This is a genomic window from Streptomyces sp. NWU339 (assembly GCF_003143855.1).
Taxonomy (GTDB): Bacteria; Actinomycetota; Actinomycetes; order Streptomycetales; family Streptomycetaceae; genus Streptomyces.
This window is the reverse complement of record NZ_QFRK01000015.1, coordinates 153,615-179,279: the sequence shown is the minus strand read 5'-3', so window position 1 is coordinate 179,279 and position 25,665 is coordinate 153,615. Positions and strand designations below refer to the sequence as shown.

25 protein-coding genes and 3 pseudogenes are annotated in these 25,665 nt (G+C 70.2%); 14 read left to right on the top strand and 14 right to left on the bottom strand.

Annotated features, from left to right (window positions below; all coding sequences use genetic code 11):
• Positions 1–225: 225 nt before the first annotated feature.
• A pseudogene (locus tag DIZ27_RS20135) lies at positions 226–1,119 on the top strand (IS3 family transposase); the annotation flags it as partial.
• 256 nt (positions 1,120–1,375) lie between these two features.
• Here DIZ27_RS20135 and DIZ27_RS20130 read toward each other — a convergent pair.
• Positions 1,376–2,218 carry an oxidoreductase gene (locus DIZ27_RS20130; RefSeq protein ID WP_109379815.1) on the bottom strand — a complete coding sequence of 281 codons (843 nt, stop codon included), beginning with the start codon at positions 2,216–2,218 and terminating at the stop codon, positions 1,376–1,378.
• Between the two features lie 68 nt (positions 2,219–2,286).
• Between DIZ27_RS20130 and DIZ27_RS20125 the strand changes: the two genes are divergently transcribed.
• Positions 2,287–2,952, top strand: a complete 666-nt coding sequence (locus DIZ27_RS20125) for a response regulator transcription factor (protein WP_109379814.1) — start codon at positions 2,287–2,289, stop codon at positions 2,950–2,952.
• A gap of 280 nt (positions 2,953–3,232) precedes the next feature.
• On the opposite strand, the gene DIZ27_RS20120 is transcribed toward DIZ27_RS20125, so the two are convergent.
• Positions 3,233–3,493, bottom strand: coding sequence for a hypothetical protein (locus DIZ27_RS20120; protein WP_109379813.1), 261 nt, complete (start codon positions 3,491–3,493; stop codon positions 3,233–3,235).
• Complete coding sequence (locus DIZ27_RS20115) at positions 3,490–3,849, bottom strand: DUF6247 family protein (RefSeq protein ID WP_258308470.1); 360 nt, start codon at positions 3,847–3,849, stop codon at positions 3,490–3,492. Before DIZ27_RS20115 ends, DIZ27_RS20120 begins: the two co-directional genes overlap by 4 nt.
• A 113-nt stretch (positions 3,850–3,962) precedes the next feature.
• Here DIZ27_RS20115 and DIZ27_RS45195 point away from each other — a divergent pair, with 113 nt between their 5' ends.
• The 3 genes from DIZ27_RS45195 (at position 3,963) to DIZ27_RS20105 (ending at position 4,871) form a co-directional block, all read left to right on the top strand.
• Positions 3,963–4,250, top strand: coding sequence for a hypothetical protein (locus DIZ27_RS45195; protein ID WP_146228970.1), 288 nt, complete (start codon positions 3,963–3,965; stop codon positions 4,248–4,250).
• A 117-nt stretch (positions 4,251–4,367) separates the two neighbouring features.
• A complete protein-coding gene (locus DIZ27_RS20110; protein WP_109379812.1) occupies positions 4,368–4,643 on the top strand; it encodes a hypothetical protein in 276 nt (91 codons plus the stop codon).
• 18 nt (positions 4,644–4,661) lie between these two features.
• Positions 4,662–4,871 carry a hypothetical protein gene (locus DIZ27_RS20105; protein ID WP_146228969.1) on the top strand — a complete coding sequence of 70 codons (210 nt, stop codon included), beginning with the start codon at positions 4,662–4,664 and terminating at the stop codon, positions 4,869–4,871.
• A 321-nt stretch (positions 4,872–5,192) separates the two neighbouring features.
• Here DIZ27_RS20105 and DIZ27_RS48460 read toward each other — a convergent pair.
• Positions 5,193–5,378: pseudogene (locus tag DIZ27_RS48460) on the bottom strand (GNAT family N-acetyltransferase); the annotation flags it as partial.
• Positions 5,379–5,565: 187 nt separating this feature from the next.
• Here DIZ27_RS48460 and DIZ27_RS48455 point away from each other — a divergent pair.
• Positions 5,566–6,600 (top strand): annotated as a pseudogene (locus DIZ27_RS48455) (IS630 family transposase).
• On the opposite strand, the gene DIZ27_RS20085 reads toward DIZ27_RS48455, so the two are convergent.
• The gene (locus tag DIZ27_RS20085) at positions 6,589–6,993 is read right to left on the bottom strand and encodes a hypothetical protein (RefSeq protein ID WP_109379808.1); all 405 of its coding nucleotides are present in this window, start codon (positions 6,991–6,993) and stop codon (positions 6,589–6,591) included. The pseudogene DIZ27_RS48455 and the gene DIZ27_RS20085 sit on opposite strands and share 12 nt — an antisense overlap.
• Positions 6,994–7,409: 416 nt before the next feature.
• Between DIZ27_RS20085 and DIZ27_RS20080 the strand changes: the two genes are divergently transcribed.
• Positions 7,410–8,018: a helix-turn-helix transcriptional regulator gene (locus DIZ27_RS20080; protein ID WP_109379807.1), complete on the top strand. Its 609-nt coding sequence runs from the start codon at positions 7,410–7,412 to the stop codon at positions 8,016–8,018.
• Complete coding sequence (locus DIZ27_RS20075; RefSeq protein WP_109379806.1) at positions 8,015–9,331, top strand: MFS transporter; 1,317 nt, start codon at positions 8,015–8,017, stop codon at positions 9,329–9,331. The genes DIZ27_RS20080 and DIZ27_RS20075 overlap by 4 nt, the downstream gene beginning before the upstream one ends.
• Before the next feature lie 118 nt (positions 9,332–9,449).
• Here DIZ27_RS20075 and DIZ27_RS20070 read toward each other — a convergent pair whose 3' ends face one another.
• The 3 genes from DIZ27_RS20070 to DIZ27_RS20060 form a co-directional block, all read right to left on the bottom strand.
• Positions 9,450–10,394 carry a hypothetical protein gene (locus DIZ27_RS20070; RefSeq protein WP_109379805.1) on the bottom strand — a complete coding sequence of 315 codons (945 nt, stop codon included), beginning with the start codon at positions 10,392–10,394 and terminating at the stop codon, positions 9,450–9,452.
• Between the two features lie 87 nt (positions 10,395–10,481).
• Positions 10,482–11,036, bottom strand: a complete 555-nt coding sequence (locus tag DIZ27_RS20065) for a helix-turn-helix transcriptional regulator (RefSeq protein WP_109379804.1) — start codon at positions 11,034–11,036, stop codon at positions 10,482–10,484.
• 325 nt (positions 11,037–11,361) lie between these two features.
• On the bottom strand, positions 11,362–11,691 hold the full coding sequence (locus tag DIZ27_RS20060) for a hypothetical protein (protein ID WP_146228967.1): 330 nt from the start codon (positions 11,689–11,691) through the stop codon (positions 11,362–11,364).
• Positions 11,692–11,823: 132 nt separating this feature from the next.
• Between DIZ27_RS20060 and DIZ27_RS20055 the strand changes: the two genes are divergently transcribed.
• On the top strand, positions 11,824–12,282 hold the full coding sequence (locus DIZ27_RS20055) for a hypothetical protein (RefSeq protein ID WP_109379802.1): 459 nt from the start codon (positions 11,824–11,826) through the stop codon (positions 12,280–12,282).
• A gap of 520 nt (positions 12,283–12,802) precedes the next feature.
• On the opposite strand, the gene DIZ27_RS20050 is transcribed toward DIZ27_RS20055, so the two are convergent.
• From DIZ27_RS20050 to DIZ27_RS45790, 4 genes are all read right to left on the bottom strand, one after another.
• Entirely contained in the window at positions 12,803–13,705 is a 903-nt protein-coding gene (locus tag DIZ27_RS20050; RefSeq protein ID WP_109379801.1) for a MauE/DoxX family redox-associated membrane protein, read from the bottom strand.
• 36 nt (positions 13,706–13,741) lie between these two features.
• Positions 13,742–14,356, bottom strand: a complete 615-nt coding sequence (locus DIZ27_RS20045) for a cell wall protein (RefSeq protein WP_109379800.1) — start codon at positions 14,354–14,356, stop codon at positions 13,742–13,744.
• Positions 14,357–14,372: 16 nt separating this feature from the next.
• Positions 14,373–14,576, bottom strand: a complete 204-nt coding sequence (locus tag DIZ27_RS48785) for an RlpA-like double-psi beta-barrel domain-containing protein (RefSeq protein WP_375231986.1) — start codon at positions 14,574–14,576, stop codon at positions 14,373–14,375.
• A gap of 1,059 nt (positions 14,577–15,635) precedes the next feature.
• Positions 15,636–15,800 carry a hypothetical protein gene (locus DIZ27_RS45790; RefSeq protein WP_181383608.1) on the bottom strand — a complete coding sequence of 55 codons (165 nt, stop codon included), beginning with the start codon at positions 15,798–15,800 and terminating at the stop codon, positions 15,636–15,638.
• A 258-nt stretch (positions 15,801–16,058) separates the two neighbouring features.
• On the opposite strand from DIZ27_RS45790, the gene DIZ27_RS20030 reads away from it, so the two are divergent.
• Complete coding sequence (locus DIZ27_RS20030; RefSeq protein ID WP_109379798.1) at positions 16,059–16,583, top strand: hypothetical protein; 525 nt, start codon at positions 16,059–16,061, stop codon at positions 16,581–16,583.
• Positions 16,584–17,614: 1,031 nt separating this feature from the next.
• The gene (locus DIZ27_RS47195) at positions 17,615–18,259 is read left to right on the top strand and encodes a PP2C family protein-serine/threonine phosphatase (RefSeq protein WP_258308469.1); all 645 of its coding nucleotides are present in this window, start codon (positions 17,615–17,617) and stop codon (positions 18,257–18,259) included.
• A gap of 161 nt (positions 18,260–18,420) precedes the next feature.
• Here the strand turns inward: DIZ27_RS47195 and DIZ27_RS20020 are convergent, their stop codons facing one another.
• Positions 18,421–23,106 (bottom strand): cation-translocating P-type ATPase, encoded by a 4,686-nt coding sequence (locus DIZ27_RS20020; RefSeq protein WP_258308468.1) that lies wholly within the window; start codon positions 23,104–23,106, stop codon positions 18,421–18,423.
• Positions 23,107–23,671: 565 nt separating this feature from the next.
• Between DIZ27_RS20020 and DIZ27_RS20015 the strand changes: the two genes are divergently transcribed.
• From DIZ27_RS20015 to DIZ27_RS20010, 3 genes are all read left to right on the top strand, one after another.
• Positions 23,672–24,319, top strand: a complete 648-nt coding sequence (locus DIZ27_RS20015) for a hypothetical protein (protein ID WP_109379797.1) — start codon at positions 23,672–23,674, stop codon at positions 24,317–24,319.
• A 283-nt stretch (positions 24,320–24,602) separates the two neighbouring features.
• The gene (locus DIZ27_RS45180; protein WP_146228966.1) at positions 24,603–24,833 is read left to right on the top strand and encodes a luciferase family protein; all 231 of its coding nucleotides are present in this window, start codon (positions 24,603–24,605) and stop codon (positions 24,831–24,833) included.
• A gap of 20 nt (positions 24,834–24,853) precedes the next feature.
• Positions 24,854–25,075: a three-helix bundle dimerization domain-containing protein gene (locus DIZ27_RS20010; protein WP_109379796.1), complete on the top strand. Its 222-nt coding sequence runs from the start codon at positions 24,854–24,856 to the stop codon at positions 25,073–25,075.
• A gap of 88 nt (positions 25,076–25,163) precedes the next feature.
• Here the strand turns inward: DIZ27_RS20010 and DIZ27_RS20005 are convergent, their stop codons facing one another.
• Complete coding sequence (locus DIZ27_RS20005; protein WP_375231985.1) at positions 25,164–25,580, bottom strand: VOC family protein; 417 nt, start codon at positions 25,578–25,580, stop codon at positions 25,164–25,166.
• Positions 25,581–25,665 lie beyond the last annotated feature (85 nt).

The window sequence follows — 25,665 nt, the reverse complement described above, 5'->3', positions numbered from 1 at the left end:
CTCGGCAAACGGTGTCGAGCTGCGGAACATCCAGACGATCCCGGTCACCCGGTATCGCTACCGCGGCAACAAGATTCCCAACCCCTGGGTCCCGGACGCCTGCTGACGACAGCATCCGTGGAGAGCCCGGTACTCGGAGACGGGTACGCCGGGTTCGGCGAGCGGCACGGGGAAACGGGCCGGTGGCAACGCCGGAACCGCGCCCCGTGCCGACTCAACGAAGTGAGCCGCCGCTGGGACTTCATCTCCGAGCACCGCGCCGTCTTCGGCGTGCAGCGGCTGTGCCGGGTGCTGGGCCTGTCCCGCTCCGGCTACTACCGGCACCAAGCCACCGCCCAGGCCCGTGCCGAGCGCCAGGCCGAGGAGGCGGCGACGGTCGCCGAGATCCGCGCCATCCACACCGAGCACCACGGAGCCTACGGTGCCCCACGCATCCATGCCGAACTCCGCTCGCGCGGACGGAGAATCAACCGCAAGCGCGTGACCCGGCTGATGCGGACCAACCACATCATCGGCCGGCACCTGCGGCGCAGGAAGCGCACCACGATCACGGACAAGACGGCCCCACCCGCCCCGGACCTGGTGATGCGCGACTTCACCGCGCAGGAGTTGAACACCAAGTGGTGCGGCGACATCACCTACATACCCGTCGGATCCTCATGGCTGTATCTCGCCACGGTGATCGACATCTGCTCGCGCCGTGTGGTGGGCTGGTCGATCGCCGACCACATGCGCACCGCGCTCGTCACAGACGCGATCGAGATGGCCGTGGCCGCCCGCGGCGGCGACGTGCGCGGCACGGTCTTCCACACCGACAGGGGAGCCCAGTACACAGCCGCCGCCTTCGCCCACGCCTGTCGACGGCACGGCATCCGCCGCAGCATGGGGCGTGTCGGCTCGAGCTACGACAACGCCCTTGCCGAGTCGTTCTTCCAGGGCCTCAAACGAGAACTGCTGCACGGACGGCGCTGGACCTCGAAGGCTCAGGCCCGGCTGGGACTGTTCCGCTGGATGGCGTACTACAACCGGCGCCGCCGTCACTCCGCACTCGGCTACCTCACACCGATCGAGTTCGAACAACGAATGATCACATCGCGTACTCTGTCGCTCGTCGCATGAAACCCGGTGTCCACTCCCGGGGATGAGCCTCAGTGCGCACGGTGTCTATGTGGACGCCGGCCCGCTCGGTGATCCGCGCGTTCGGCAGCCCGCGGGCCGCGTGCAGCACGATCTGCGCGCCCCCGAAGCCGGTGCTCGGTCTTGTGGCCCCAGGCTGCCTTCTTCAACCGGTGCGGCTCGGTGACGGTCGGGGATATCGGGCGGGCGGCGGCAACGGGCATGGTAGGCAAGCCGACTTCCGTCCGGAACTACCCCGTTAGCCTCGCAGGTCAGACAGGTCCTCGTCACTGAGACTGAGATCGTTCGCCGCGAGGTTCTCCTCCAGGTGATCGAGTGAACCGGTGCCCGGAATCGCCAGCAGTGACGGCGATGTCGCCAGCAGCGAGGCAAGGTGCACCTGCGTGGCGGTCGTGCCCAGGCGAGCTGCGACCTTGCCGAGCCGTGCGGCGTCCAGCGGACTGATGCCACCGCCGAGCGGGAAGTACGGCGCGTACGCAATACCCGCTTCCTCGCATGCTGCCAGCAGCCCCATGTCACTGGTGTACCGGTTCTGCACCGCCGCGACGGGCGCGATCTCCCGGGCCTCGGCGAACTGGAGGGCGTCGACGTTACTGACGCCCAGGTGCCGGATCAGCCCCGCCGCGCGGAGCTCAGCCAGCACCGCGAACCGTTCGACGATCGACTCGCCACCCGGCCCGGTCATCCCGCCCACCCGCAGATAGACCAGGTCGAGCCGGTCCAGCCCAAGAGAGCGCAAATCCGCCTCGACCAGGCCGCGCAGCTGATCAGGCGTCGCCTGCCCCCTCGGCACACCGTCTGGCGTGGGCAGCGGCCCGACCTTCGTCGCGATCACCAGATCGTCACGGTACGGGGACAGCGCCCTCCGGATCAGCTCGTTGACCCGCACCGCACCCCGGCGGTAGAAGCTGGCCGTGTCGATGTGGTTCACGCCCAGCTCCACGGCGCGCCGGAGCACCGCGATGCCGTTGTCAGGGTCTCGCGGCGGGCCGTCAAAGCTGCCTGCCGCCAGGCGCATCGCGCCGAAGCCGAGCCGGTTGATGGTCAGGTCTCCGCCGAGGGAGAACGTCTTGATCGCCATAAGGCTCATGGTGTCCATCCGCCACGACGCCCCGCGAGCTTGTGGCAGCTTGCTGCCAGACTTGAGGTATGCGGAACGAGCAGGTGTTCTCCGTCCGAGGGGACACAGAGTTGATCGTGCGTGCCGGCCATCTCTTCGAGTCCGCGCAGACCGAGTTCCTGTGCGCCGCCCGAGACCTCAAGACCTTCTCGCAGCCACAGGCCAGGGCCGCGATCCGCAACCGGATGCGCGCTGCCCGCTTCCCGGACTTTGCCCCCCGCAAGCTGCTCAGCCCGGTCGCGCTCGCCGACGAGGAGGCCCGCGTGCATCTGCGGCTGGTGCAGAACCAGGGGGCTCTCGTCCGGATCAGCGGCTCGCTGCTGCCGCACGAGACCGTCATCATCGACCGACGCGTGATGATCCTCGCCGGCGCAGAGACCCCTACCGGCCGCGAATACACCGTGACGACGTCGCAGATCCTGGTCGACGGCGTCCACTCGCTGTTCCAGGCGATCTGGGACACCGCCGTCGATCCCGGCACCTATCTGCGCAGTAACATCCCCCATCTCGATGCTGACGGCCGCGTGATCCTCAAATCCCTCGGTTCGGGACTCACCGACGAATCGGCGGCCAAACAGCTCGGCCTTTCGCTACGCACCTACCGGCGGCGCGTGGCCGAACTGATGGTCAAGCTAGAGGCCAACTCCCGCTTCCAGGCCGGGCTGCGTGCGGGTGAGCTGGGGCTACCCCGCTGAGACCGTAGTGATCGCATCCCTGCAGCGGTCTGCACACCTGAGCTCCTCGGGCCGCGCTACCAACCGTCGCGTCAACCCCCGAAGAACTTCCGGAGCCGACCACTAAGCTACCGCTCAGGCGCGCTTGGTGATCAGCGGAAATCGTGGCTGGCACGCCCACAGAGGTCGGCCACGCCCAGGCTGGGAGCGCCTGCCCCTACGGCGAATACGTGACACAGATCATGACATAAACGGGTCTGCACGCCACGGACCTGCGGCTGTCGCACTCCGCGTACGGGCGTCAGCCGAGCCAGACGATGTCCAGGACGGACAGGCGCCGGGTGAGGCGGTTGATCACGTAGACGACGGACAGCTGCCCGATGGAGGCGGCGCGGACGTCTTCGCCTTCCGGGTCGCCGGCATTCCACTGGGGCCAGCCCCACGGGGAGCGCACCGCGATGTCGAGGACGTCGCGGACCATCTCCTTGGCGGGTGCGGGGATCTCAGTGAGCGTCTTCGCGGCCTGCTGGGACAGGCGCACCGCCCACGGCTCACCGGTCACCAGCGGGCCCCGAGGGCGTCGTCCAGGTCCACGAAGCCGGACTCGTCACGGCCGGAGTCCATGTACGCGTCGACGGCCGGGGCCGCGGCGACGCGCAGCTGCCAGGTGCGCACGACGTCGTGCAGGGGCGTGAGGCTGTAGGTGTGGCGGGAGTCCTCCAGGGCCTTGGCCCAGTCCCGCTCGAAGGCCGGCACCCACATGTCGGCGCGGCGGTCGGCGCGCAGCTGAGCGAGCAGCTGGGCAGCGGCGGCCGGGGCCGGCGGGGCGGGGGCTTCCTCGGGCTGCGCGCTCATCGGCACCTCCTGGCGGGTCGTATCGCCACCGTACTCGCGGTGCGGGGCGGTGGGGACGGACATGCGGTGATTCCTTCCCGTACTGGTGGGTCTCAGTCGACTCATCGACGGATGACGTGTTGTCAGTGGCCCACGAGACACTGCCGCTTCCCGTATCCGTACTGGAGGAGAAGGCCGTGGCCGTGGTGGCCAATGACGTGGCGGTAGCCGACATGAGACGGCTCGGCAATGCGGAGCCCCTTGAGCCCTACCCTGGCGGCGCGCGTAAACCGTGGAAGTGCCGGTGTCTGAACGAGGGCTGCGGAAAGACCATCTACCCGAACCGGAACAACGTGATGAACGGGCAAGGCGCCTGCAAGTACTGTCCGCCCAACGCGCCCGTCGCCCCAGCAGCGGCCGCGGCGGCAATGCTCGACCATGGCTTCGTCACCCTCGTACGGTTCCCAGGTACTGGGAAGCCGTGACTGTCGAAGTGCACCGCTGCTGGCCACCTGGTAGCTCCTCGCTACGACAACACGATGCGCTGCGGCGGGCAATGCCGGTTCTGTATCCACCGTGGGCCTGGCGATCGGAGACAGGCCGTGGCCGACATGAAGGCGGCCGGCTTCACTCCGCTGGAGCCGTATCGGAACGTCAGTACACCGTGGACGTCGCTATGCAACGGTTGCGGGACCATCGTCTCCCCCAAGTTGAACAACGTACGAACCCGCGGGCGGTGCTGCCCGCGCTGCGCAAAGTACGGGCTCAACCCGGCCGCACCGGCGTGGCTGTATGTCATGACGCACGTGGCCTTCGGTGCGGTGAAAATCGGCATCACCGGGCGCGAAACCCGCGAGGACCGCATCGCACGTCTTTAGGGCTCGGGGTGGGCTGTGGTGCGCACCTGGCCGTTCGACACAGGCGCGGCTGCCTACCGCATCGAGCAGATCGTCCTGAAGCGGTTGCGCGCTCAGGGCCACGGCCCATACCTGACCGCCGAGCAGATGCCAACCGGAGGATGGACCGAGACCTTCGGCGCCGCTGCCGTAACTGCCGACACTCTGTGCCGCCTGGTCAGCAACGCCCTGACCGAACCACCGGTATAGAGAGCCGTAGGTACGCCGTCGCCGGGCCCGCTGCCACCGGCACGGCCAGAACACCGGTCTGGTGATCACATCGACTCTTGATCTGTCCTGTCGCAGCGCAATTGGCGGGAGCCGCGATGCTGACCTGCGCTGTCGCCATGCCGTTTGAGAATCTCGGGCTCGCTGTTCTCAACCGCCATGGTTTTCGCGGAAGAGGCTCCGCCCTTACCGGACCTGGTCGACGGGGACGGCGCCAAGCCGAATGCTGAGCTGGGCACCCAGTTCCTGGAACCCCAGAGCTACAGCCACACGCTGTGATGGATAGGGCCGTGCTCTCCACTGCGGCAGCAACCTGGCATCGAGGGCATGGGCCACTGCTGCGGATGCCACGGCCCGGGCCAGGTGCCGGCCCCGACAGTGCGGGGCAACCAGCACACTCAGGTGGGCCACCGACCGCGGCCAGGACCGGTACCCGGCCGCGGCTACTACCTCATCGTCCCGGCGAAGACAGAACGCGGGAGAAGAGATGTCCCCCAGACCGCTCTCGGTGGCCTCCTCCTCCCCTGCCAGGGCTAAGCGGGTGGCCTGAAGTTCTGTGCGGAATCCGGGGCGGCGGCGTCGGCCTGGCGCGATGGCCTCGGTGACATGAAGACCTCGCCGGGTGTTGTATCGAGGTTGAGCAAACTACGACAAAACCGGCGAGGTCGATGCCAGTATGCGCCCGGCATGCGTGTTCGCCAACTGTCCTGGTCCGGCCTACCAGCACCTGTACCACCTGCTGCATCACCGCTGGCGGGAGGCCGCCCGCGTCGTGATGGTGCTGCTGTCCGCGGCCGGGCTGACCGCAGGAGAGATCGGTGAGCTGCTCGGCTACCACCCAGCCACCGTGCGCCGGTGGATCCACCGCTACCACGCCGACGGCCCGGCGGGCCTGGCCGACCGCCCCCGCTCCGGGCGGCCCCGCACCGGCGGGCCGCACCTGGGCGAGCGCATCCGCCGCCTGCTGACCCGCCCCGGGCCGTGGACCGCCCGCCGGATCTGGCGCCGCCTGGGCCGGCCGAAGATCAGCCCGCGCACCGTCTACCGGCGCACGTGCGAGCAGGCGGCCTGGCGGCGGCCCCGCCTGAAGGCCAAGGGCGACCCGAACCGGCGGCGCACCCTGGCTGCCCTGCGTCGGCAACTGCGGGCCCTGCCCGGCGGGTCGGTGGTCCTGGCCTAGGACGAGACCCACCTGCACCTGCTGCCGCACATCCGGGCGAGCTGGATCCCGCGCGGGACGCGGCAGCAGGTGGCCACCCCGGGCAAGAACCGGCAGGTGACCCTGTTCGGTGCCCTGGAGATGGCCACCGGAACGTGGCACTACACCCTGGGCCGCCGCAGTGCCGCCGCCTTCGTCGTCTTCCTTCAGATGCTGCTGGCCGCCCACCCCACCGCCCCGGTCGTCGCGGTGCTCTGCGACAACGACTCCATCCACCACGCGAAGGCGGTGACCGCCTACCTGGCCGGCCACCCCCGCCTGCGCCTGCTGTTCGGCGCCCGCTACAGCTCGCACGACAATCCGGTCGAGCGCATCTGGGCCGCGCTGAAGGCCCACCTCGCCAACACCGCCGTCACCTGGCCGGGCCGCCTGCGCCAGGTCCACGCCTTCTTCCGCCAACGCTCACCCACCCAGATGCTGACCACCGCCGCACCCTGGTCCTCGCCCTGGCTGCCGAGGAATTACGCGCAGAACTTCAGGTCATCCGCTTAGCAGCGCGGCCAAGCCGCCGTCACCGATCGGCAACTGCTCGACTCCGGTACCTTCATGCGCAGGAAGAAAGCCGTCCCGGCCGAGATAGAAGAGCGAAGCCGGCCCGAGGACATCAAGAACAGGCAGCACCGCACGCAGACGAGCGATGTCGACGAGCTCTGTGTGGGTCATCTTCCGCGCGGCGTCGTCCACCATCTCGGCAGCCCGCACGCTCGGCGCAGTGACGATGGCAGCGTCACCGATCCGTACGATCCCGGTCCACGACGGCGGAGACAACCGCGACCTGGGCGCGACCACAACCCTCGCCCCTCCTGAGGGGCAGAACTCGACCGGTGTGTCCGCCAGCTCCACCCACAGCTCCCGGGCGCGAACGAGCAAGAGATCATCAACCATGGCCGCATCCTGTCGTCTCCGCAGCCGGAGCGCGACTAGATTCCTCCCGGAGGGACAGCCCGTACCGCAAATGTCCGGTCTCATCGAAGTTAGTCGACTGGATTGCGTTGACCTGCGTGGACTGGATTGAGTGAGACAGCGTCGGTGGGAGACCAAGCCCGCCCTGCGGGCCTGAATGCCCCGTTCCAGTCGAACCGGCTTCGGTCTCAGGCGATCTGGTCAAGGGCCGGGCGCAGTCCGCTGGTTGACATCGAGGTCGGCAGGATCCCTGCCGACTCGCCCGCACCGGGCCCGGCAGCAGGCCGCCGCAGGCGCCTAACTGCGTCTGCCTTCCATGAACGTGCCCCCGGCGGCTGCCCGACGTTGGCCAATGTGAGCGTTGACTCTCACAAATCATGAGAGGAGACTCTCACATCATGGACTCCAATAATCGCCTGGGCGATATTGAGATCACTGACCCGCAAGCGATGCGGGCGTTGGCGCATCCGGTGCGGTTGGCGATCCTTGCCCGGCTACAGCGATACGGGCCGGCGACTGCGACGCAACTCGCGCCTGACGTGGGAGCGACTCCGACGGTGACCAGCTGGCATCTGCGCCACCTGGCAGGCTTCGGACTGGTCCGCGACAGCGAGCCCGGACCGGACCGCCGCCAGCGGCGGTGGGAGGCGGTGGCGCGCGGATTCCGGTTTGAGTCGCCGCAGGACCCGGCGGATGAGGATGGTCAGTCAGCCGCGCGGGTGCTGTCGCAGCAGATGTTCCTGCATTATGCAGAGGTTCCGAGCCGGTGGGCTGCCGAGATCGAGCCCGAACTCGAGCCGGAGTGGCGCAGGCTGGCCGGGCTGGCCAACACCCGCGTCGTCGTTTCCGCTGAGGAACTCGCCGCTATCGAGGACGGGATCGAGCGCCTTCTCGCGCCGTACGTCACTCGTGACCCGGCCGAGCGGCCTGCCGACGGCCGTTGCGTCCGGCTGATGCGCTACGTCCTGCCGGAAGGTGCCGAGGAGCAGACCGGGCAGACACCGTGAACAGCCCGGACCGGACCGCTGCAATATCACTGTGGCGGGACCTACGGTTCCGCCGCTTCTGGGCCGGTCAGTCGATCTCCCAGTTCGGCGACCGGATCACCGAACTGGCCCTGCCCCTGATCGCCATCAGCGCCCTGAACGCTTCGGCCAACCAGGTGGCGTGGCTGACCGCACTGATCTGGATCCCGAACCTGCTCGCAATTTTCCTGGGGGCGTGGGTCGACCACCGGGCCCACAAACGCCGTCTGATGATCCTCGCCGACCTGGTGCGCGCCGCAGTGCTGCTCAGCATCCCGGTGGCCTACCTGTTAGGGGCGGTGACGCTGGGACAGTTGTATGCCGTGGCGTTACTGACGGGCGCCGCCGGGGTCCTGTTCAACACCGCCTATCCGCCGTTCTTCGTGCGCCTCGTGCCGCGCGCATCCTACGTCGACGCGAACAGCAAACTCAGCGCCAGCCGGTCCGTATCGTATGTCGCCGGCCCGGCCATCGGCGGCGCCCTGGTCCAGGCGTTGACCGCACCCGTCACCCTCGTTGTGGACGCCCTGACCTTCCTGGCGTCAGCCGTCCTGATCAGCAGGGTTTCCGTCGACGAGCCCCCGGCAGCCTCCGGCAGCGCAGCGGCACCCTCACTGTTGCGGCGTGCCAGGGAAGGCCTGTCGTTCGTCATCCGTCACCCAGTGCTGCGGGCCGGTCTCGGCTGCGCGGCGACCGTCAACTTCTTCACCTTTGTCGCGGGCAGCGGGCTGATCGTGTTGTTCGCCAGCCGGAGCCTCGGGCTGTCCGCCGGAGTGATCGGCATCGCATTCGGGATCGGCGCGAGCGGTGCCCTGCTTGGCGCGGTGTTCGCCCCGAAGATCTCGCGACGGATCGGCGTGGGGCGCAGCATCGTCGTGGGCGCGGTGCTGTTCCCGGCGCCGATCGCCATCGCCGCCGCGGCAAACGGCCCACTCTGGCTCCGTGCCGGAGCCTTGGCCTCGGCCAAGTTCCTCTCCGGCTTCGGCGTCATGCTGTTCGACGTCAACCTCAATTCGCTCCAGGCCGCGGTGATCCCCGATGGCATGCGCAGTCGCGTGGCCGGCGCGTACAGCACCCTCAACTACGGCATTCGCCCCGTCGGTGCCATCGTCGGCGGCCTGCTCGCGACCCACCTCGGCCTCAGGACGACACTCCTCATCGCCGCTGCCGGCGGAGCCCTGTCACTGCTCTGGCTACTGCCCTCACCGATACCTCGCATCCGCACCCTGGCCCAGACCCGCGTCGCGGACACAGCAGGCGACGGGGAGGGCGACAATCGACCAGCACCTTGCTGACCCGCGCCGGCAGCGGGCCAACCCAGCTTGAAGCAGAGGCATACCGGAGCTGACAAGCTCCATCCCAGTCGGTACAGCCACCCCAGCACCTCCAGCGCGATAACCCGCACGACCAGGTTCACTGAGACAGAAGGCGAAACGACTGGGTTCGCTGAGTAAACGCCTCGATTGGATGAGAGCGGTCAAATTCGGTTTCTGAAAAAGAGGAGGAAGATTCTTCAAGATCAGGGATAATTCGGCTGTCCAAGACGAGCGCGGCGACGCATTCGTCGTTCTCGGGGTGCTGGACGGCCGGCGAGGTGTCGGCGGTGGTCCAGCCGCGGGCGTGCAGGGCGCGGGCGACGGCGGCGAGGTAGGGGCGTGCCTGGCGGCCGCGCAGGACGGCCGCAGCCCGGATGCCCGCGCGGCGGGTCAGGCCGGCCGGGTAGCCGAGCTCGGCGGCGGCCTGCGCGGCGGTCACCCCGCGTTGCTCCATCACGTCGGCCATCCGCTCCGCGCGCAGGGCTGTCAACGCGGCCTGGGCGGTGTTGCGATGCACGCCGAACCGGTCGGTGACACCGGCCGCGGTGACGGTGGGGTCGTCGTCCAGGAGCTGCGCGACGCGCGCCGGGAGCTGGTCACGGGGGACCTGGTCCCCGACGCCCGCGGGCCGTCCCCCGCCACCGGTGCCGGTGCGGCGGCGGGGCGTGGGGGTGTGGTCGCGCACGATGTGGCGGGGCCAGTGCTCGACTCCGCCCACGAGCACCAGGTGCTCGCGCACGGCCGGGTCCTTCTTCCGGCGGTCCCAGGCCTGCGGGTCCATCCCGCGCAGCGCTGCAGCCTCCTGGCGGTCCAGCAGGTCATCGTCATCGTCCGCCGTCGGCAGCGCCGGGACGGGACGCCCGGCGAGGTAGGCGTCGACCTGCTCGCCGTCGTAGAGCCGGGTCCGGCCCGCGTTCAGCGGGGCGGGGAACCCTTCGGCCTTGAGGCGACCCGAGTTGATCAGGGTCTGCACGGCGATGCCCTGCTGCGCGGCAATGTCGGCGAGGGTGCGCACCCACTGCTGGCGTCCGGCGCGGATCATCTGGGTCCTCCCACCATCCGGCGAACCACCGGAGGTCGAGAAAACGGTAGCGGTTTCACTACCGTCACGGGGGCGAACAGCAGCCGCCTACAGGTCGAATTCCATTTGCTCGATGTCGGTGAACTCCACGTCCAGGCCGTGGGCGCGGCGCCCGCCGTCCTGGAAATACACCTCGCCGAGCGCCTGGCCCGCGAGGTCGCGCAGCTGCTGCTCGCTGGCCCCGGCGTCCTGGGCGGCGAAGAGGCGGGCCGCGTACTGCGGCGGCAGGGCGAGGGTGATGTGCCGCAGGCGGGCGTCATCGGTGGTGCCCGGCGCGGCGGTGAACCCGAACCGGGCCCGTACGTCGATGACGACGCCCGTGCTGGTGGCCGCCTGACGGCGGGCCTGGGCGCGCACGCGAGGCTGCCAGCGCTCGCGCACGGCGTCGGCCAGGCGCCGGGCGAGGTCGGCACGGGGCCGGCGAATCTGGTCCTTCACGTACCGCTCCACGGTGCGCTGCGAGACGCCGAGGGCGTCGGCCACCGCGCGGGTGCCTTTGAGCTGCTTGACCAGGTAACGCATCTGCGCCCCGGCCGACTTGGGGATGGGGCGGGTGAATGCCTGCTGCACTGCCTTGTTCAGGCCGTCGTCCACGATGCCCATGCGGGACTCTCCGTTCTTGATCGGCTGTGTGGGCCGCTGTGGGGCGATCATGACCGGGCCGGGGTAGTTGCCCGGCGCCAGGCGGGGGTGTGGCTGACAAGTGGCTGCCGTTCGTGGCTTCAGGCGCTTGGCCGCCCGGTGCCCCACGGCGACGCGGCACCCATGAGCAACCCCTTCCCGGAGCGATCAACCTGAAGATCACCCTACGGGAGCTCGCCAACGTGACAGTGCCTGGCCAGCGCCGCGTGCGGAGAGCGAACCGGTGCGGCGAAGTCGCAGAAACACGGATGTGGAACTGGATCACCCCATGGTCTGCAGACCATTCTCAGGTCCTCTTCTTCATCGCTTCGATCTCTTCGAGAGTGGTCACCCGCGCCCGGCGCCGGGCGCTCGGCTTCCTGGCCGGTTTCTCGGACGCCGACGGGAAGACAGGCAGCGTCACGGCCCCTGCCTGTTCAGCGCCGGGCCTGACGCCCGCGCTTGCTGCGCTCGCCGCGTCCTGCCCCTTCGTAGCGATCGCGATGAGTTCTTCGAGGGGCGCGGCATGTGCTCGGCACAGGTCCAGCGTGACCGTTCTCCCGCCGTCCACCGTGATCTCGTACGACTTCGCCGGAGTCCGGCGGTCGATGTCGCAGGCGGTGATCTCGACCTTCATCCCACTCCCCCTTTGCTCCCGAGGCGACGCCTTCGCGCTGTCGCTGTGCAAGGTTGACAGCACGCGAACCGGCGAGTGCAAGTACATCCCATAAGATCATGCGAACAAGAAGCGGAATCCGAGGGGGAGCGCGTGGGAAAGCGCAAGATCGTGGACGAGGGCGAGGTCATCAGGTGGTTCGAGGAGGGCTGGACCTACAAGGAGATGACCGATGAGTACAAGCGGAAGTACAACATCGAAACTGCGTCATCGATGTGGAGCAACTTCCGCCGACGCAGAGGGCTCGACCGGCGCATCGCGCGGGACGACGATCTCATTCCCTGGGCCGTGAATCTCGAGCACCGCCAGCGGTATCAGGTCGCCATGCTCCGGGCCGAGGCACGGCGCCGGGCCGGCATGTCTCTCGACGAGGATCGGTCCAAACGGCTTTACGCCTGGCGCCTGATGCTCGAGGAGGAGAACGCCGTTGTGCACTACGACCCGGACACGGTCGACGGCTTCTTCTACGTGCCCCGGGAGCCGAGCGACGACGACATCATCCGCCAGCCGGCCCGGAAGTCCACCCTGCGGAGGAACGCCGACAGGCAGTGACCCGCACTCGGCGACAACGATGCAGGAAGCCGTGTGAAGCAGTAACCGACCGAGCCCCCGCGACCAGCAGCCCTGCCCCAACCTCACCGGGAAACGGACAACACCTCAGTAAAGGGCGGCTCGTGAAGGGAATGTCATGAATTAGGCCCTGTCTCACATGCGGTGGTGACGGTAAGTAGTTGCCGTGGCTGGCAGTAACACTCGCAGACCAGCACGGGTGACGCCACCGTCGACACCGTGTCTGTCCCGCTCGATGGCGCGTCTGTGGCTGCTCTCCTCAGCGCCCGGACCAGGCACATCAGCGATGACGTTCTGTCACCACCGAATGTGAGCCAGGACCGTTCGCTGTACAGACCCCCGACACACCGTCAGACAATCATGCACCCAACAACGTGACAACGCTGTCCAGCCCCGTGGCGGCGAACGGCTCACCACCGCCTGCGAGGACGTGGGCAGGGGCGGTGAGCCACAGGATGCCGGTCCGGCGAACCGCTGGAGCCGGAGCCGGTGGTCCAGCTGTTCAGCCGACCGTCGGCAGAGCCCGGCGTGAAGAAACCGCGTTCAGCATCTTCTGCGCCACCGGCTCCCCGCTGTCCGCGTCGACGAAGCCGACGCGGACAGCGGGGTCATCGGGGGTGTCGCGGCTGGCGGTGGCGTCCAGGGCGAAGACCACGGACACCGGTCGTGCGTTCTCCCGCGTCCCGTACACACCCGAGTACAGGAGGATGCGCCAGCCGTCTTCCTCCCAGTGGTCCAGCAGACCCGACCGGACCACCGGGGAGGCGGTCTGCCAGGCGAGGGAGCGCTCCAGCAGTTCCACGCTGGCGGCGACCGGCACGCGGTCCCCCCGCTCACTGCCGAAGAACGGGTGCCCCCACACACGGAGCCTCAGACGGCGCAGGGGAAGCAGCCACCACCGGTCGAGATCGACCGAAAGTGCCACCAGGACGACCACGGCGACGGCCAGAAACACGAGCGAGCCGCCGGGCTGTTCGACGAGCGTGGACCACCAGGCGCCGTTCGCCACCGCCGCAGTCGCGCCGCCCGCGAGCACCACCGCGGCACGTGTGAACGCGCGCCAGGTGATCGGGGTGTCCTCATTCGCCGAACAGCCGCAAGAGGACTCCGGTGCCAGCACCCGGCCGTAACCGAGATAACCGAGGAATCCGGCCCCGAGGGCGGCGGTGGCCGTGCCCGGCACCGGGCTCGCCGGCAGGGCCAGCAGTCCTATGGCGAGCAGGAGTTCCCCGGCGCCGACGGCACGCAGCACCAGTGCCGCCCGCTCGCTGCTGCGCAACATGCGGGCCAGCGCCGTCTTGGGTGCCTGGCGCGCGGTGTCGCGGCTGAAGAGCTTGACCGAGCCGGTCCACCCCAGTAGGCCCGCAAGGACCAGAGGCACGAGGCTCGTTGTCAGTGAGAGCATCTTTGTCCCACCCTTCTCCCTCCTGTGATCCGGACGTCAGTGCCCGACGGAGATACGAACGATGTCCACGGAGTCGTCGGACGGCCGCCAGGCCCCGAGTACCTGGGCGCTCTGTCCGATACGCAGCCGGGACAGGTCCGAGGTGAGCGCGCGGCCCGCGTAGGAGGCGTTCGTCGTGTCCGGGAGGACGTGGCCGATGAACTCGTGCCGCCCGTGGGAGAGGTGCAGCCGGCTCTTCGCGATGCCGCGGATCTGGGTGTCGATGTTCACGATGTTCACCCACACCGCGTCGGCGGCGACGGTACCGTCCGGCATCGGGACACCGCGCGCATAGAGCCCGTCGCCGACCTCGATCTCGGCGGCGGTGGTGGGCTGGACCTTCCACACGCTGGTGGCGTTGGTCATCTGGACCCGGGAACGGTCACCGTAGGATCCCGCGACCTGAAGCACACTGCCGGTGATGCCGGTGATCCGGCCTTCCACGAAGGACGATGCGGAAATCGCCGGGTCGAGCGACGGCTCGGAGGCGAAGGCCGCATCGGCGTCGATCCCGCCGAGGGCGGTCGCGCCGACGATGGTTGCGCCGCTGAGGGCGGCCGTGGTGAGGAAGCGCCGGCGGCCCAGGCCGCCGTTGTCGTTCTGGCGGTACATCACGGTGAACGCCTCCTCACTCGTAGATGTAGACCGGCAGCTTGCCGGAGCTGAGGCTGCCGATGGCCGAGAAGGCGGCCGGGGTCAGGTCCAGGACCCGGTTGGTGCGGCAGGCACCGTTGCAGCAGGCGGCCTCGCCGCACCAGCTCTTGGTGCGCGGTCCGCAGTCGGTGATCGTGATGCAGACCGTGGCGCCGGAGCACTGGTGCCTGACGTTCATGACGGAGCCGCAGCCGCGTCTGGGAATGTTCTCGCCGCACAGGTCGGGCCGGGTGATGTCCCAGCACGCCTGTGACGCGTTGGGCCAGGCGCCGTGATTCGCACTGGACCGGCAGTTGCCGCAGGCGCCGCCGCCTGCGCTGCCGCACGGACCCCATGAGGATCCGCAACAGAACCAGGTCGTTTCACCGGCCCACAGGCTGGTCGATCCGCAAGCCATCGTGCCGCCTCCCTCTACTGAGAAATGTCGCGCTCATGACAAATCACTCGAAGGTTGTTGCGCACAGCACTGCCATGATGCGCGTATCTACGCGCGTTGGCCAGAAGGCCGTTGAAAACCGATCGATCCGGCCGGGGCCGAGTATGGCCAGGGGCGGCCCCGGCGGCTGTTGGGTGTGCGGTGACAGGTGACATCAGCAACGTGCAGCGTGCGGGTGTCGTGTGCGAGGAAAACCAGGGCGTACAGGCGTTGCAGGCCGATGGTGTCGATGCTCAAGAGGTCGCAGGCGATCACGGCGGTGGCCTGCCCGGACAGGAACCCGCGCCAGGTCGGGCCGGCCCGGCACGGGGCCGGATCGATGCCCGTGGCGTGGAGGATCTCCCAGACGTCGAGGCGGCGATCGGGTCTCCGAGCCGGGCCGGCTCACCCTGGATCCGGCCATGACCCCATCGGCTGTTCTCCTGCGCGAGGCGCGGCACGAGCTTTTTGATGGCGGCGGTCGGGGCGGCCGTCCGGATCTGTGGCGCCGCTGGGAGTAGTCCCACCGACGGGCGACCAACGTACGGTGCCATGCCGGCAGTGTGCCCGGCGTGACGGGGAAGATCTGCGTCCAGCGGCGGCGGGAGATCAGCGAAGACAGGGCCACGAGCCGCAGCCGGTACGCGGGTTCGTACCGCACGGGTGCATGGAGTTGGCGTCGCAGCACCGCATTCTCGTGCCGCAGCACGAGCAGTTCGGCAGCCCTCGCCGTGTCCTGGCGCAACAGACTGCCGGATCGGAGAGCAGACGTCGGGTCACCTGGTAGAGGAGCGGCACGATCGCCCCAGCACGGCCGCAGATCTACGTGCGGAGTCCTGGCTCTTTGACCAGCAGCGACGAATAACCGAGCCCCACACGATCGAGCTTGCCTCTCACCAGCGTGGTGATGTCGTACGTCGTCCGCAGCCAGGGCATGACGCCTTCGAACGCCCCGGCCTCCCGTTCCTTGGTCAGCCCCGAAGTCATGGGCATCAGTGTGCCGGTTCGGTCAGGTTGCCTCGAACCGAGAGGTCGCAACATGGGCGCGCGTACAGCAGCAGCGAACTCTGGAACTGACGACGCCGAGCGCACATCACACGACATGACACTGCGCCTCCCCGCGTGCCTGCGGACGGATACCGTCCGCCCTCTGGCGGACGCGCGTAGACATCCGCCATGATCTGCGTGCACCACCTGCACAGCCACCCCCCAAGGAAACCTGGCCCCCAGCAGGAAGGTTCGCACATGAAGGCCGTGAAGGCTCTGAGGTTCCCGAGGATCCGCTCGGTCCTGATCGCTCTCGCCCTGGTCATCGCCCCCGGTGCCGCCGTSATCGGCACGGCGGGCGAGGCGTCCGCCGCCACGAAGATCAGTCATGCCACCGCGACCTCGATGTTCCGTGAGGTGGGCATCACCTGGTCGTCCTCCGGCAACTGCTCGAATCGCAACGTCTCGACATGCACGTCGTTCGAACAGCTCAACCTCGCCACCGCCCAGGGCGCCCAGACCCTCAAGCGGGCCAGCGGCTGCGCACTGAACGTCACCGGCGGCACCGAGACGGGCCATGCCTCCGGGACGTACTCGCACTGGAACGGCTACAAGCTCGACTACAGCAAGTACACGTGCCTCGGGAACTACATCAAGAACAACTTCGCCTACATCGGGGTACGCGGAGACGGCGCCCGGCAGTGGCGTTCCGGTTCCGGCAACATCTACGCCGAAGAGAGCAATCACTGGGACGTCACGTACTACAACTGCGGCGGCTGCTGAGCCGTCCCCCGCACACCGCGCAGCCACCGTTCGACCCGTCGAGGGCGGGCCGAACGGTGGGCTCGGTGCTGTCACGTTGGCTGACAGTGATGATGTTCACCGGTGTCAGCGGCACGACACCGACCGTCACCCTCCCGACCAGAGCCAACACCACCCCGGATCACTGACACTCCAACACCGAAACCACACCGACAAACCGACGTAGATCATCACTGGGGTGGCTCGTGCTGCGCCCCGCTGCGCTGCGATATCTCGGCCTCGTGTCAGTGAACCACCATGGGATATACCGCGTCGTGACAGTGAGCCCTGGTGCCCGTGTCACTCCCATGTCAGCAGCGGACAGTCACTCGCCCCCACCGTGACCAGCGAAAAGACGGCGAGAAGTAGCTGCCGGCGACTGCCGGCCACTCCACTGACACGAACCCGACACCTCGCAGCTGGTGCTCCGGTCGCCGCGGCCGGGAACGCGGCAGAGACTGAAACCCCGATCCCATCCAGGAACACCCCGGAGCGCAGCAGCATGGGCCCCACCCGCGCGTCACCGCCCCGTCAGAGACGGTGGCCTCGATGGCTGCCCGCCGCGCTGATCCTCGGCGTGTTCGCCCTCAACCTCCTCCTCCCGCGAGGCGTGAGGTTGTTCATCCTGCTGGCGGCCACCCCCGTGCTGGTCGCGCCCTGGTTCTCCCTGGCCGGGACGATCGCCACCGGCGCGGCGGCGCTCCTCGCCGCGGTGCTCCTGCCGCTGGTGCGAGGCAGGACGCCGTTTAGCGTCGATGACATCGTCCCGTTCTCCACCTTCGTCACGCTGACCCTGCTGGCCGCGGTGGTCAACCGGCTGCTGGCCCGTGAGCGGCGGCAGCTGAAGACCGCCCGCGAGGTCGCCGAGGCCGTCCAGCTGGCGGTGCTCCCCTCCCCGCCCGGCCGGATCGGGCCGCTGGCCGTGGCCGTCCGCTATCAGGCCGCCGCGCGGGAGGCCGCCATCGGGGGGCGACCTGTACGCGATCCACTCCACCCCCTATGGCATCCGGCTGATGATCGCCGATGTCCTGGGCAAGGGCCTGGGCGCGATCCGGACCGTCAACGCGCTGCTGGGCACCTTCCACGAGGCCACCCTGCGCATTTCGGACCTGCCCGGCGTGGTCCGCTGCCTGGAGGAGCGGATCCAGCAGGCCAACGCCGCCGAGAACGGGAGGGCAGCCGAGCGGTTCGCCACCGCCGTCATCGCCGAACTCTCCGCCGACGGCTCCACCCTGCACGTGGCCAACCGGGCACACCCGGCGCCGCTGCTGCTCCACCACGGCCAAGCCCGCCCGCTGGAGCCGGGCACGCCTTCGCTGCCGCTGGGGCTGGCCGACCTCGGCACCCCGGACGTCCCGGTCGACCGGTATCCCCTGCCCGCGGGCGCGGTCCTGGTGCTGTTCACCGACGGCGTCGTCGAGGCCCGCGACCACCGCGGGATCTTCTACGACCCCCTCCCGCACCTGTCCCGCCCCCTCCCACCGGACCCACACCACGTGCTGGACGCCCTGCTCACCGACCTGCACCGATACACCGCCGGACGCCTCGACGACGACGTCGCCCTCCTCGCCATCGGCCTGCCCCGCCACCCGGACGACGGCCCCGGCAAGACCCCGGCCGCCCACCGGAGGACAGCAGACGACGGCCGGCGCGTGTGAGGAAACCCGCGACTTCGCCGCGCAATCCCCCGGGGCCGCGGGACCGCACTTTGCGGCCTGCGGCGACGCGGCCATGCTCGGCGCTCCGAGCGGCTGTTCCCACGGGGCCGGCGTTCGTGCGGGTCGTCGAGCGCGCTCCTCTCCTCGTTGCGTCCAGACATTCACACGGGCCCGGGAGTGAGTCGGCCGTTCAGGAGGCGGGGGGCAAGGGCCGCGCCGAGGGTGGCGACGGTCGCGCAGCCGGTCACGACGGCCCAGGCGAGAGGGCCGAGGGGCGTGCAGCCGAAGAAGTGGCTGAGGCCAGGGGTTTGCACGACGGCGATGAGGGCGGCGGCGGACACGATCCCGGTCGCCACGACCAGGGGGCTGTGCCAGTCGGTGATGAGGGTCTGGCCGAGCTGGGTGATCACCAGGGCGGCCAGGCCCATGGTGCCGGAACGGCGTGGCAGGCCGGTGAACCGGCCGATCTGCCAGGCGGCGGTGGCGCCGAGGGTGGTGGCGGTGCCGCGCACGGCCAGCAGCCACGCCAGGTGGCGTCCGAGCAGTGCGGGGGCGGAGCCGCCCGCGAGGGGGTCTTCGCCGGACCGGGGGGTGCGGGCGGGTCTGAGGGCGACCGCGAGGGCGGGCAGCATGTCGGTCAGGAGGTTGACCAGCAGCAGCTGGCGGGTGCCGAGAGGCGCCCGGCCGGACAGGGCGGTGCCCAGGACGGTGAAGGCGACCTCGCCGGCGTTGCCGCCGACGAGAATGGCGACCGCGTCGCGCACGCTGCGCCACAGGGTCCGGCCCTCGTGGAGGGCGTCGAGGAGGCGGGTGGGATCGGGGTCGGTGAGGACGAGGTCGGCCGCGGCGCGGGCGGAGGTAGAGCCGTGGGCGGCCAGGCCGATGCCGACGTCGGCCAGGCGGATGGCGGCGGCATCGTTGACCCCGTCCCCGGTCATCGCCACGACGTGCCCGGATGCCTGCAGCGCTTGCACGATGCGGACCTTGCCCTCGGGGGAGACGCGGGCGAAGACCGTGGTCCGGTCGATCGTTCGGAGGCGGTCGGGTTCGGGCAGGGCGTCGAGCTGGGCACCGGTCAGGGGGGCCTCGGTCAGGGCGGTGCCGGTTTGCGGGATGCCCAGGTCGCAGGCGATGGCCGCGGCCGTGGCGGGATGATCACCAGTGACCATGACGACCCGCACACCCGCGTCGGTGAGGCGTTTGACGGTATCGGCCGCCCCGGGCCGGGGAGCGTCGGCGATCGCCAGGAAGCCCAGCAGGATCAGTTCACCGACCAGTTCGGCCGGCTGATCGGCGGGATGCGGCGTGGTGGCAGGCGTGCCCTGGGCGACGGCCAGCACCCTCAGTCCGTCGCCCGCGAGGCGCCGTACGAGGCGGTGCGCGGCCTGCAGCCGGGGCGGGTCGAGGGGGACGATGCCGGCGGGACCGTCCTGGGCGGCGCTCAGGGTGGTGGTGCACCGGGCCAGGACGGTCTCGGGAGCGCCTTTGACGGCGAGAAAGGGCCGTCCCGCGTCGGTGCCCAGGCACGCGGAGTAGCCACGGCCGGCTTCGAAGGGGAGCTCGGCGCCGGGTTGCCAGGCATGGTCCACAGGGCACTGGGCGGTGGCGGCGTCGACAACGGCCTGGTCGGTGGCATGGGCGAGGGGCCGTCCGTCGGTGGGGCGGGGGCAGGCCCGTGCGGCAATGCGCAGGAGGCGTTGCCCGGCGGGGCTGTCGACCAGGAGATCGTGGTCGAGTGCGGCCAGGCGGGTGACGGTCAGGCGGCCCTCGGTGAGGGTGCCGGTCTTGTCGAAACAGACCACGTCGGTGCGGCCGAGGGCTTCCAGGACGCGGGCGGAGCGGGTCAGGACCCCCTTCCGTGACAGGCGGCGGGCGGCAGCGGACTGGGCGACGGTGGCCACCAGTGGCAGGCCCTCGGGAACGGCGGCGACCGCGACGGCCACCCCGGATGCCAGGGCCTCGCGCACCGGCAGGCCGCGCAGCAGTCCGAGGAGAGTGACCGCGCCGCCGCCGATGCCGACGGCGGGCAGCGCGGTCTTGGCCAGGGCGGCCAGGTGGGCCTCGAGACCCGGCGGGGTGGTGGCGTGACCGGCCAGCTCGGCGGCGCGGCCGGCCTCGGTCTGGGATCCGGTGGCCACCACGACGGCGTAGCCGGTGCCGGCCAGGACGGTGGATCCCTCGTAGAGCATGCAGGACCGTTCGGCCAGGTCGGCACCGGGCGTGGCCCGGGGGTCCTTGAACACCGGGGCCGACTCGCCGGTCAGGCTTGCCTCGTCGGTTTCCAGGTGGTTGCTGACCAGCAGGCGGGCGTCCGCCGGGATCACATCCGCGGGGCCCAGCGCGATCACGTCCCCGACCCGCAGCTCCTGCGCGGTCGTGGTGTGCACGGGGCTGGTGCCGAGTCCGGCGAAGAATTCGTCCCCGTCCGGCACTTCGGTGAGGGCGGGGGGCGTCCACCGCACCCGCCGGGCGTTCGTGTTCTCGGTGAGGAGCAGTCCGCGCAGTGCGCGTTCGGCGCGCAGCCGCTGGACACCGCTGACCGCGGCGTTGCCGGCCATCACTCCGCCCACCAGGGCGGAGTCGACGCTGGAGCCCACGGCGGCGGAGGCGGCGGCGCCCAGCGCCAGCACGGGGGTGAGGGGATCGCGCAGCTCCTCCCGCACCGCGGCCAGCAGCTGCGTGGCCCCGCAGGTCGCTGCGGCGAGGCCGGTGGCGCCTGCTGCGGCGCGTACGGCTCGGGGGATCGCGCCGCCCGGGGGACGCCCGGGGCCGGCGGCCGGCCGCCCGGCAGGCCGTTCGCCGGCCGGGCTCTCGCCGAGGCCGCCCAGCAGGCCGAGCGTCTCCCGGGCCCCGAGGGCGTGCCAGGCGTGGCGGACGCGGGGCGCTGGCAGGGGCCGGCGCGCCAGGCGGCGAGCCGCTGCAATGCCACCCAGCTGGGCAAGGAACGCCGCGCCGTAGACCGGTGAGTGGGTCAGCCCGGCCGTCTTCCGGCGGGTGCCGGCAGCCGCGATCAGAGCTCCGAGCGTGGATCCGCCGTAGGACAGGCGGGCGGACTTGCCGCTGACCCGGCGTGCCTCGTCCAGGGCGGTCAGGACGCGCCAGGTGTGCGCCAGGCCGGGACCGCAGAGAAGGTCCGCGGCCCAGCACACCCCGTCGGCGGTGTCGGGCCCCGGCACCACGGCGACACCGACGTCCGCGGCGGCCAGGGCGGCGTCCTGGGCAGCGGAGACCAGCAGGACGACGTGCCCGTCGGCCTGGAGACGCCGCACCTCCTGGGCCAGGGGTGCGGACGCGGGCAGGGTCCGGTCCGCCCGGGGCAGCAGTTCGGCGGTGCTCGCGTGCTCGGTGAGCCGCAGGGGGCGGGTGCCGGTGCGGGCCGCGGCCAGCACCGCGTCGGCCAGCGGGTCAAGCTCGCAGCCGACCAGGATCCGGCCCCGGCGCCGGCCGTCCGCGCCGTGCAGGTCCAGGGGCATCCCCGCAGGGGTGTCCGGCCTGCCTCGCGGCGCGTCCGCGGGGCGTTCCAGCCGCCACCCGTCCCGGGTCCACGGCCCCGGGCCACCCAGTTCGCGCAGGGACCGGCCGGCCAGCACCGACTGCCCGGCATCCCACAGGCCGGCCTCGTCCACGTCGCCGGTGGCGGTCACCGACAACAGCCGGGGGCGGGAAACGCACAGGACAGCCGAATCGATCAGGACGGTCGAGACCCGGTCCAGCAGCCGCAGGGCGGCCCCGTCCATCGGCAGCACGCCGCCGCGGGCCAGATCGCGGCCCAGCCGGGCACAGAACGCCTCCCGGCCCATGTCCGCCGCCTTCGGCACGGTCGCCAGGATCGCCTGCGCGGCCTGCTCGGAGCCGTGCGTCCACCCCAGCACGCCTCCCGCGCCCAGCAGCCCCGCCAGCGAGGTCCGCTCCCCGCACGTCTCCACCGGGCCGGCCGGCAGCGGCACCGGCCGGGGCAGCCGCTCGGGCGGGTGGTGTCCAAGCCCTTCCCCGGCCCCCACCAGCTCCCTCTCCCGCAGATCCCATACGGTCCGCCGACTGCGGAGCTCAGCGAGCTGCCACACGCGCTGCAGCGCGTCCAGCGCCAGCGGCGCCATCCCCTCCGTCAGGGAGTGCACGACCGCGTTGGCCACCGCCAGCACCGTCTCGGCGTGCGCCCGGCCGAGCCGGTCCTCGATCAGCCGGCGCAGCCGCGGCTGGGTCTGCGCCACCACCACGGGCAACCGCAATACCGCGGAGGGCGGCGGCAGCGGCGTCACCCGTCCGGTCGCGGCCACCACGATCCCCAGGCAGTCCGCCACCAGCGACACCCCGGCCAGCACCGCGGGCGTCGTGTCGAACGGCGGACACGGGCGGCGGCCGGGAAACGGCTCCCCGGCGCCGCCCTGCGCCTCCTCCACCCGCTCGACCAGCTCCAGCAGTTCGTCCAGGTCGAGACCGTCCTCATCGCCGTCGACCACCACCAGCCCCAGCGCCGCGTTCACCTCCGCCCAGCGCACACCCGCCGCGCCGCGCAGCACGGCGGTCACCTCGTGCGCCAGCCGCCCATGCCGCTCCCCGTGCCCGCTCAACCCGCGCACCTCGAGGTACGCCCTGCCGTCACGGGACCACACCCGCCGCCGCGCGCGTCCCTCACCGGCGTCCACCAGCACGGCGGCCACCTCCGCAAGAGGCGTGGAGAAGCGGTAGACCGCACCGCTCACCATGTGCCGGCCCCGGCAGGCCACGCCGTCCAGAACAGCCCACGCCTCACCGGCCAGTGATGCCGCCGTGTCCAGGGCCGTGCCGAGCACCCCCGGCACCGGCCAGGACGACGGGGAAGGGAACACACCACTGCTCGGCAGCACCGGCAACTCCTCGGGCAAGGGACATGGGCGACATGAGCCGACGGGAAAGCCGCCCGGCGATGCCCTTGGGCAGGTCGAAGCATCAGAGCACGACATTCACAAACAACCCACTGTCCACGCAAGCCGGACAAGCCACCTGAGGCATTGTGTACACCCGCAGAGCAGCCTTCATCCCATACCACCCCGAAGCCGGACAGCCCGGAGAACCGCAGCCCCTGCAAGCACGGCCCGCACACCTTCACCCGGTGGTGGTGCTGCGGGACCCGGGGGGCCGGGCCCGGACCGGCTCGGCGGCGCCTGCCCGTGGCGCGGCGAGGCGTGCGAGCACGGCGAGGCCTGCAGCGACTTCCCGCTGTCGCTCGTCGGCTCCGCGTCGTTGTCGGCCGCCTCGCCGTGCCGCCCTGCAGAAGGACCGTCCGGCGCATCGAGCAGCACCCCGCCGCACAGCACGTCCGCCTGACCGACCCCGTCTGCCGCGCGACGCGCATCAACGCACCGCCGGCGGGCATAGGGGTGGACAGGCAGATGCCGCGGAGCAATGACGCCGCCGGAACGGGAAGATGCGATGTCACCCGAGGTGAGGACCCCCCAATGGTCGCCGGCCTCCTTCCTCGCGGGGCGGCTGATCGAAGCGGTCCCGCGGATCCCGGTCCGCGATCTGAACACGCTGCGTCGGCAGTTCCCCGGCCTGGGCCCGGAGGAGATCGCCGACCACCTGGTCACCGGTGCGGTACGGGGCACCGAGGCCGTMGGMGCGGGYGTCGGGTCCGCTGCGGCGCTGCCCACGCCCCCGGCCATGCCCGCGGAGCTGGCCGCGGGCATCCTCGSAACGGCATCCGTCGAATTCAAGCTCATCGCCGAACTGCACGAGGTGTACGGCCTGCGGGCCCCTGGCACCGCACGACAGCGTGCCGCACTGTATCTCGCGGAATGGACCGAGGGACGCGGCCTGAACGTCACGAAACCGGCCTCCGCCGTCGGTCTCATGCTCAGCGTCCGGGTGAGAAGGGAACTGCGCCGACGGCTCTTGAGGCTCACCGTCCGCCGGATTCCCATGCTGATGCCCTTCATGGTCGGCGCGGCCATCGGCGCCTCGCTGAACCGCTACGACACCCAAAGGCTCGCCCAGCGCATTCGTGCGGACCTGCGCGCCCGTCAGGTGCCCCGGAAAGCCCCGCCCGCTGAGCGGGAATCCCCGGATGATGAGTCCTGAGCCCGTGGCAAGCGCCGGCAGCGCACAGTAGCGCCAGCGGTACGGTCCGCTGGGCAGAGCCTGCGGTGGGGTCGCAATCCTGCAGAGGCCGGGTGGCACAGAGGCGAACCGGGTCAGGATGCACCCGAGAACGCGGCGTGACGCGCCATGGAACAGCTGCGGACCTGGCCCGGCCTGACCTCGGCCCCCGCCAGCTGAGGCACCGGGCAGGCGCTGCGCTACGCCGAATGCGAGTCGTGCACTTCAATCCGGACGGGACGCGGACCTGCTCCTCACCGACCGGGTGATCCGGACTCCCGGTGATCAGCTGGGGCGCTCGACCGCGATCCGGCTGCTGCCGCAGTCGCAATGGGTGACCGTTCATCTGGATGACGACTGCGACGCCGACACCCTGCTGGGCCTGGTCATTCTGGCTCTTCGGGCACACGCCGGCTGCAAGGGCGCGTCCGCACCGCCGCCGTGCGGCCTCACCCGCGTAACGTTCTCGGACAGAAGCGAACAACATCCTCAGTGACCTGTGCGGGGAGGAAGCCGTTGCCTGGGGATTCACGGGAGGACGCAGCCGTCCGGGAGGTCACTGAACGGCTGAAGTCCGCTTACGCCGGCCGTCGCACGGCACAGGAGATCGAGGCCGCCGTTGGGAAGGCGTACCACCACCTGCGGGACAGGCCCGTGCGGGATTTCGTCCCCGTCCTGGTGGAACGCCGAGCCCGCCGTATCCTGGCCGACCTCCCCGATCCGAGCGAAATGGACTGATCGGGCGGTCGCCTCTGAGCTTCAGAATCAAGCTCAGAGGAAAGCGATCTATCATGGGCCAGCCGGCTGGTGGGGATGTTCCTCAGCACTACTCGGGCTCGCCGTTGGGCCGCGCAAAGATGCCTTCCGGCATGCCCGTGGCCTGGCCGACCTCGATCAGGTAACCGTCAGGATCGCGCATGTAGCAGCGCAGCTCGGCGCGCCGGTCGATCGGCGGTGTCAGGAACTGCACCCCCTTGGCGCTCCAGTCGGCGTAACAGGCCTCGATGTCGGCAACGCGGATGTTCATGAAGCTTGAGACGGTGTGCGGTTCGGTGGGCGGTTGCGGCGTCACGTCCGGCTTGTCGGGGGTCGGTCCTCCGCCGGGGTTCATGATGATCCAACTGTTGGCGAGCTTGACGATGCAAGGGTTCTCGTCCAGCGCGATCTCTCCGCCGAGCACCTCAGTTTCCTCATCCTCGCTCGGCCTGCGGGCTGTCCGGACGCCAACGGTGGCCAGGAGCAACGCGCGTTCGCAAGGAACGCGGGTTCGCAAGGACCGTCGCAGTGGCGTCACCTGATCAGCCCAGCATCACCGCGCCGGACGGCCG

What these genes read in the sequence shown, in the direction of transcription:
- DIZ27_RS20070 (WP_109379805.1), bottom strand. Translation starts at nt 10,394, where the DNA reads ATGATCCGCGCCGGACGCCAGCAGTGGGTGCGCACCCTCGCCGACATT.
- DIZ27_RS20045 (WP_109379800.1), bottom strand. Translation starts at nt 14,356, where the DNA reads ATGTACCGCCAGAACGACAACGGCGGCCTGGGCCGCCGGCGCTTCCTC.
- DIZ27_RS20065 (WP_109379804.1), bottom strand. Translation starts at nt 11,036, where the DNA reads ATGGGCATCGTGGACGACGGCCTGAACAAGGCAGTGCAGCAGGCATTC.
- DIZ27_RS47195 (WP_258308469.1), top strand. Translation starts at nt 17,615, where the DNA reads ATGATCGCCGATGTCCTGGGCAAGGGCCTGGGCGCGATCCGGACCGTC.
- DIZ27_RS20080 (WP_109379807.1), top strand. Translation starts at nt 7,410, where the DNA reads ATGGACTCCAATAATCGCCTGGGCGATATTGAGATCACTGACCCGCAA.
- DIZ27_RS45790 (WP_181383608.1), bottom strand. Translation starts at nt 15,800, where the DNA reads ATGACTTCGGGGCTGACCAAGGAACGGGAGGCCGGGGCGTTCGAAGGC.
- DIZ27_RS20125 (WP_109379814.1), top strand. Translation starts at nt 2,287, where the DNA reads ATGCGGAACGAGCAGGTGTTCTCCGTCCGAGGGGACACAGAGTTGATC.
- DIZ27_RS20060 (WP_146228967.1), bottom strand. Translation starts at nt 11,691, where the DNA reads ATGAAGGTCGAGATCACCGCCTGCGACATCGACCGCCGGACTCCGGCG.
- DIZ27_RS20115 (WP_258308470.1), bottom strand. Translation starts at nt 3,849, where the DNA reads ATGTCCGTCCCCACCGCCCCGCACCGCGAGTACGGTGGCGATACGACC.
- DIZ27_RS48785 (WP_375231986.1), bottom strand. Translation starts at nt 14,576, where the DNA reads ATGAACGTCAGGCACCAGTGCTCCGGCGCCACGGTCTGCATCACGATC.
- DIZ27_RS20050 (WP_109379801.1), bottom strand. Translation starts at nt 13,705, where the DNA reads ATGCTCTCACTGACAACGAGCCTCGTGCCTCTGGTCCTTGCGGGCCTA.
- DIZ27_RS20130 (WP_109379815.1), bottom strand. Translation starts at nt 2,218, where the DNA reads ATGGCGATCAAGACGTTCTCCCTCGGCGGAGACCTGACCATCAACCGG.
- DIZ27_RS20085 (WP_109379808.1), bottom strand. Translation starts at nt 6,993, where the DNA reads ATGGTTGATGATCTCTTGCTCGTTCGCGCCCGGGAGCTGTGGGTGGAG.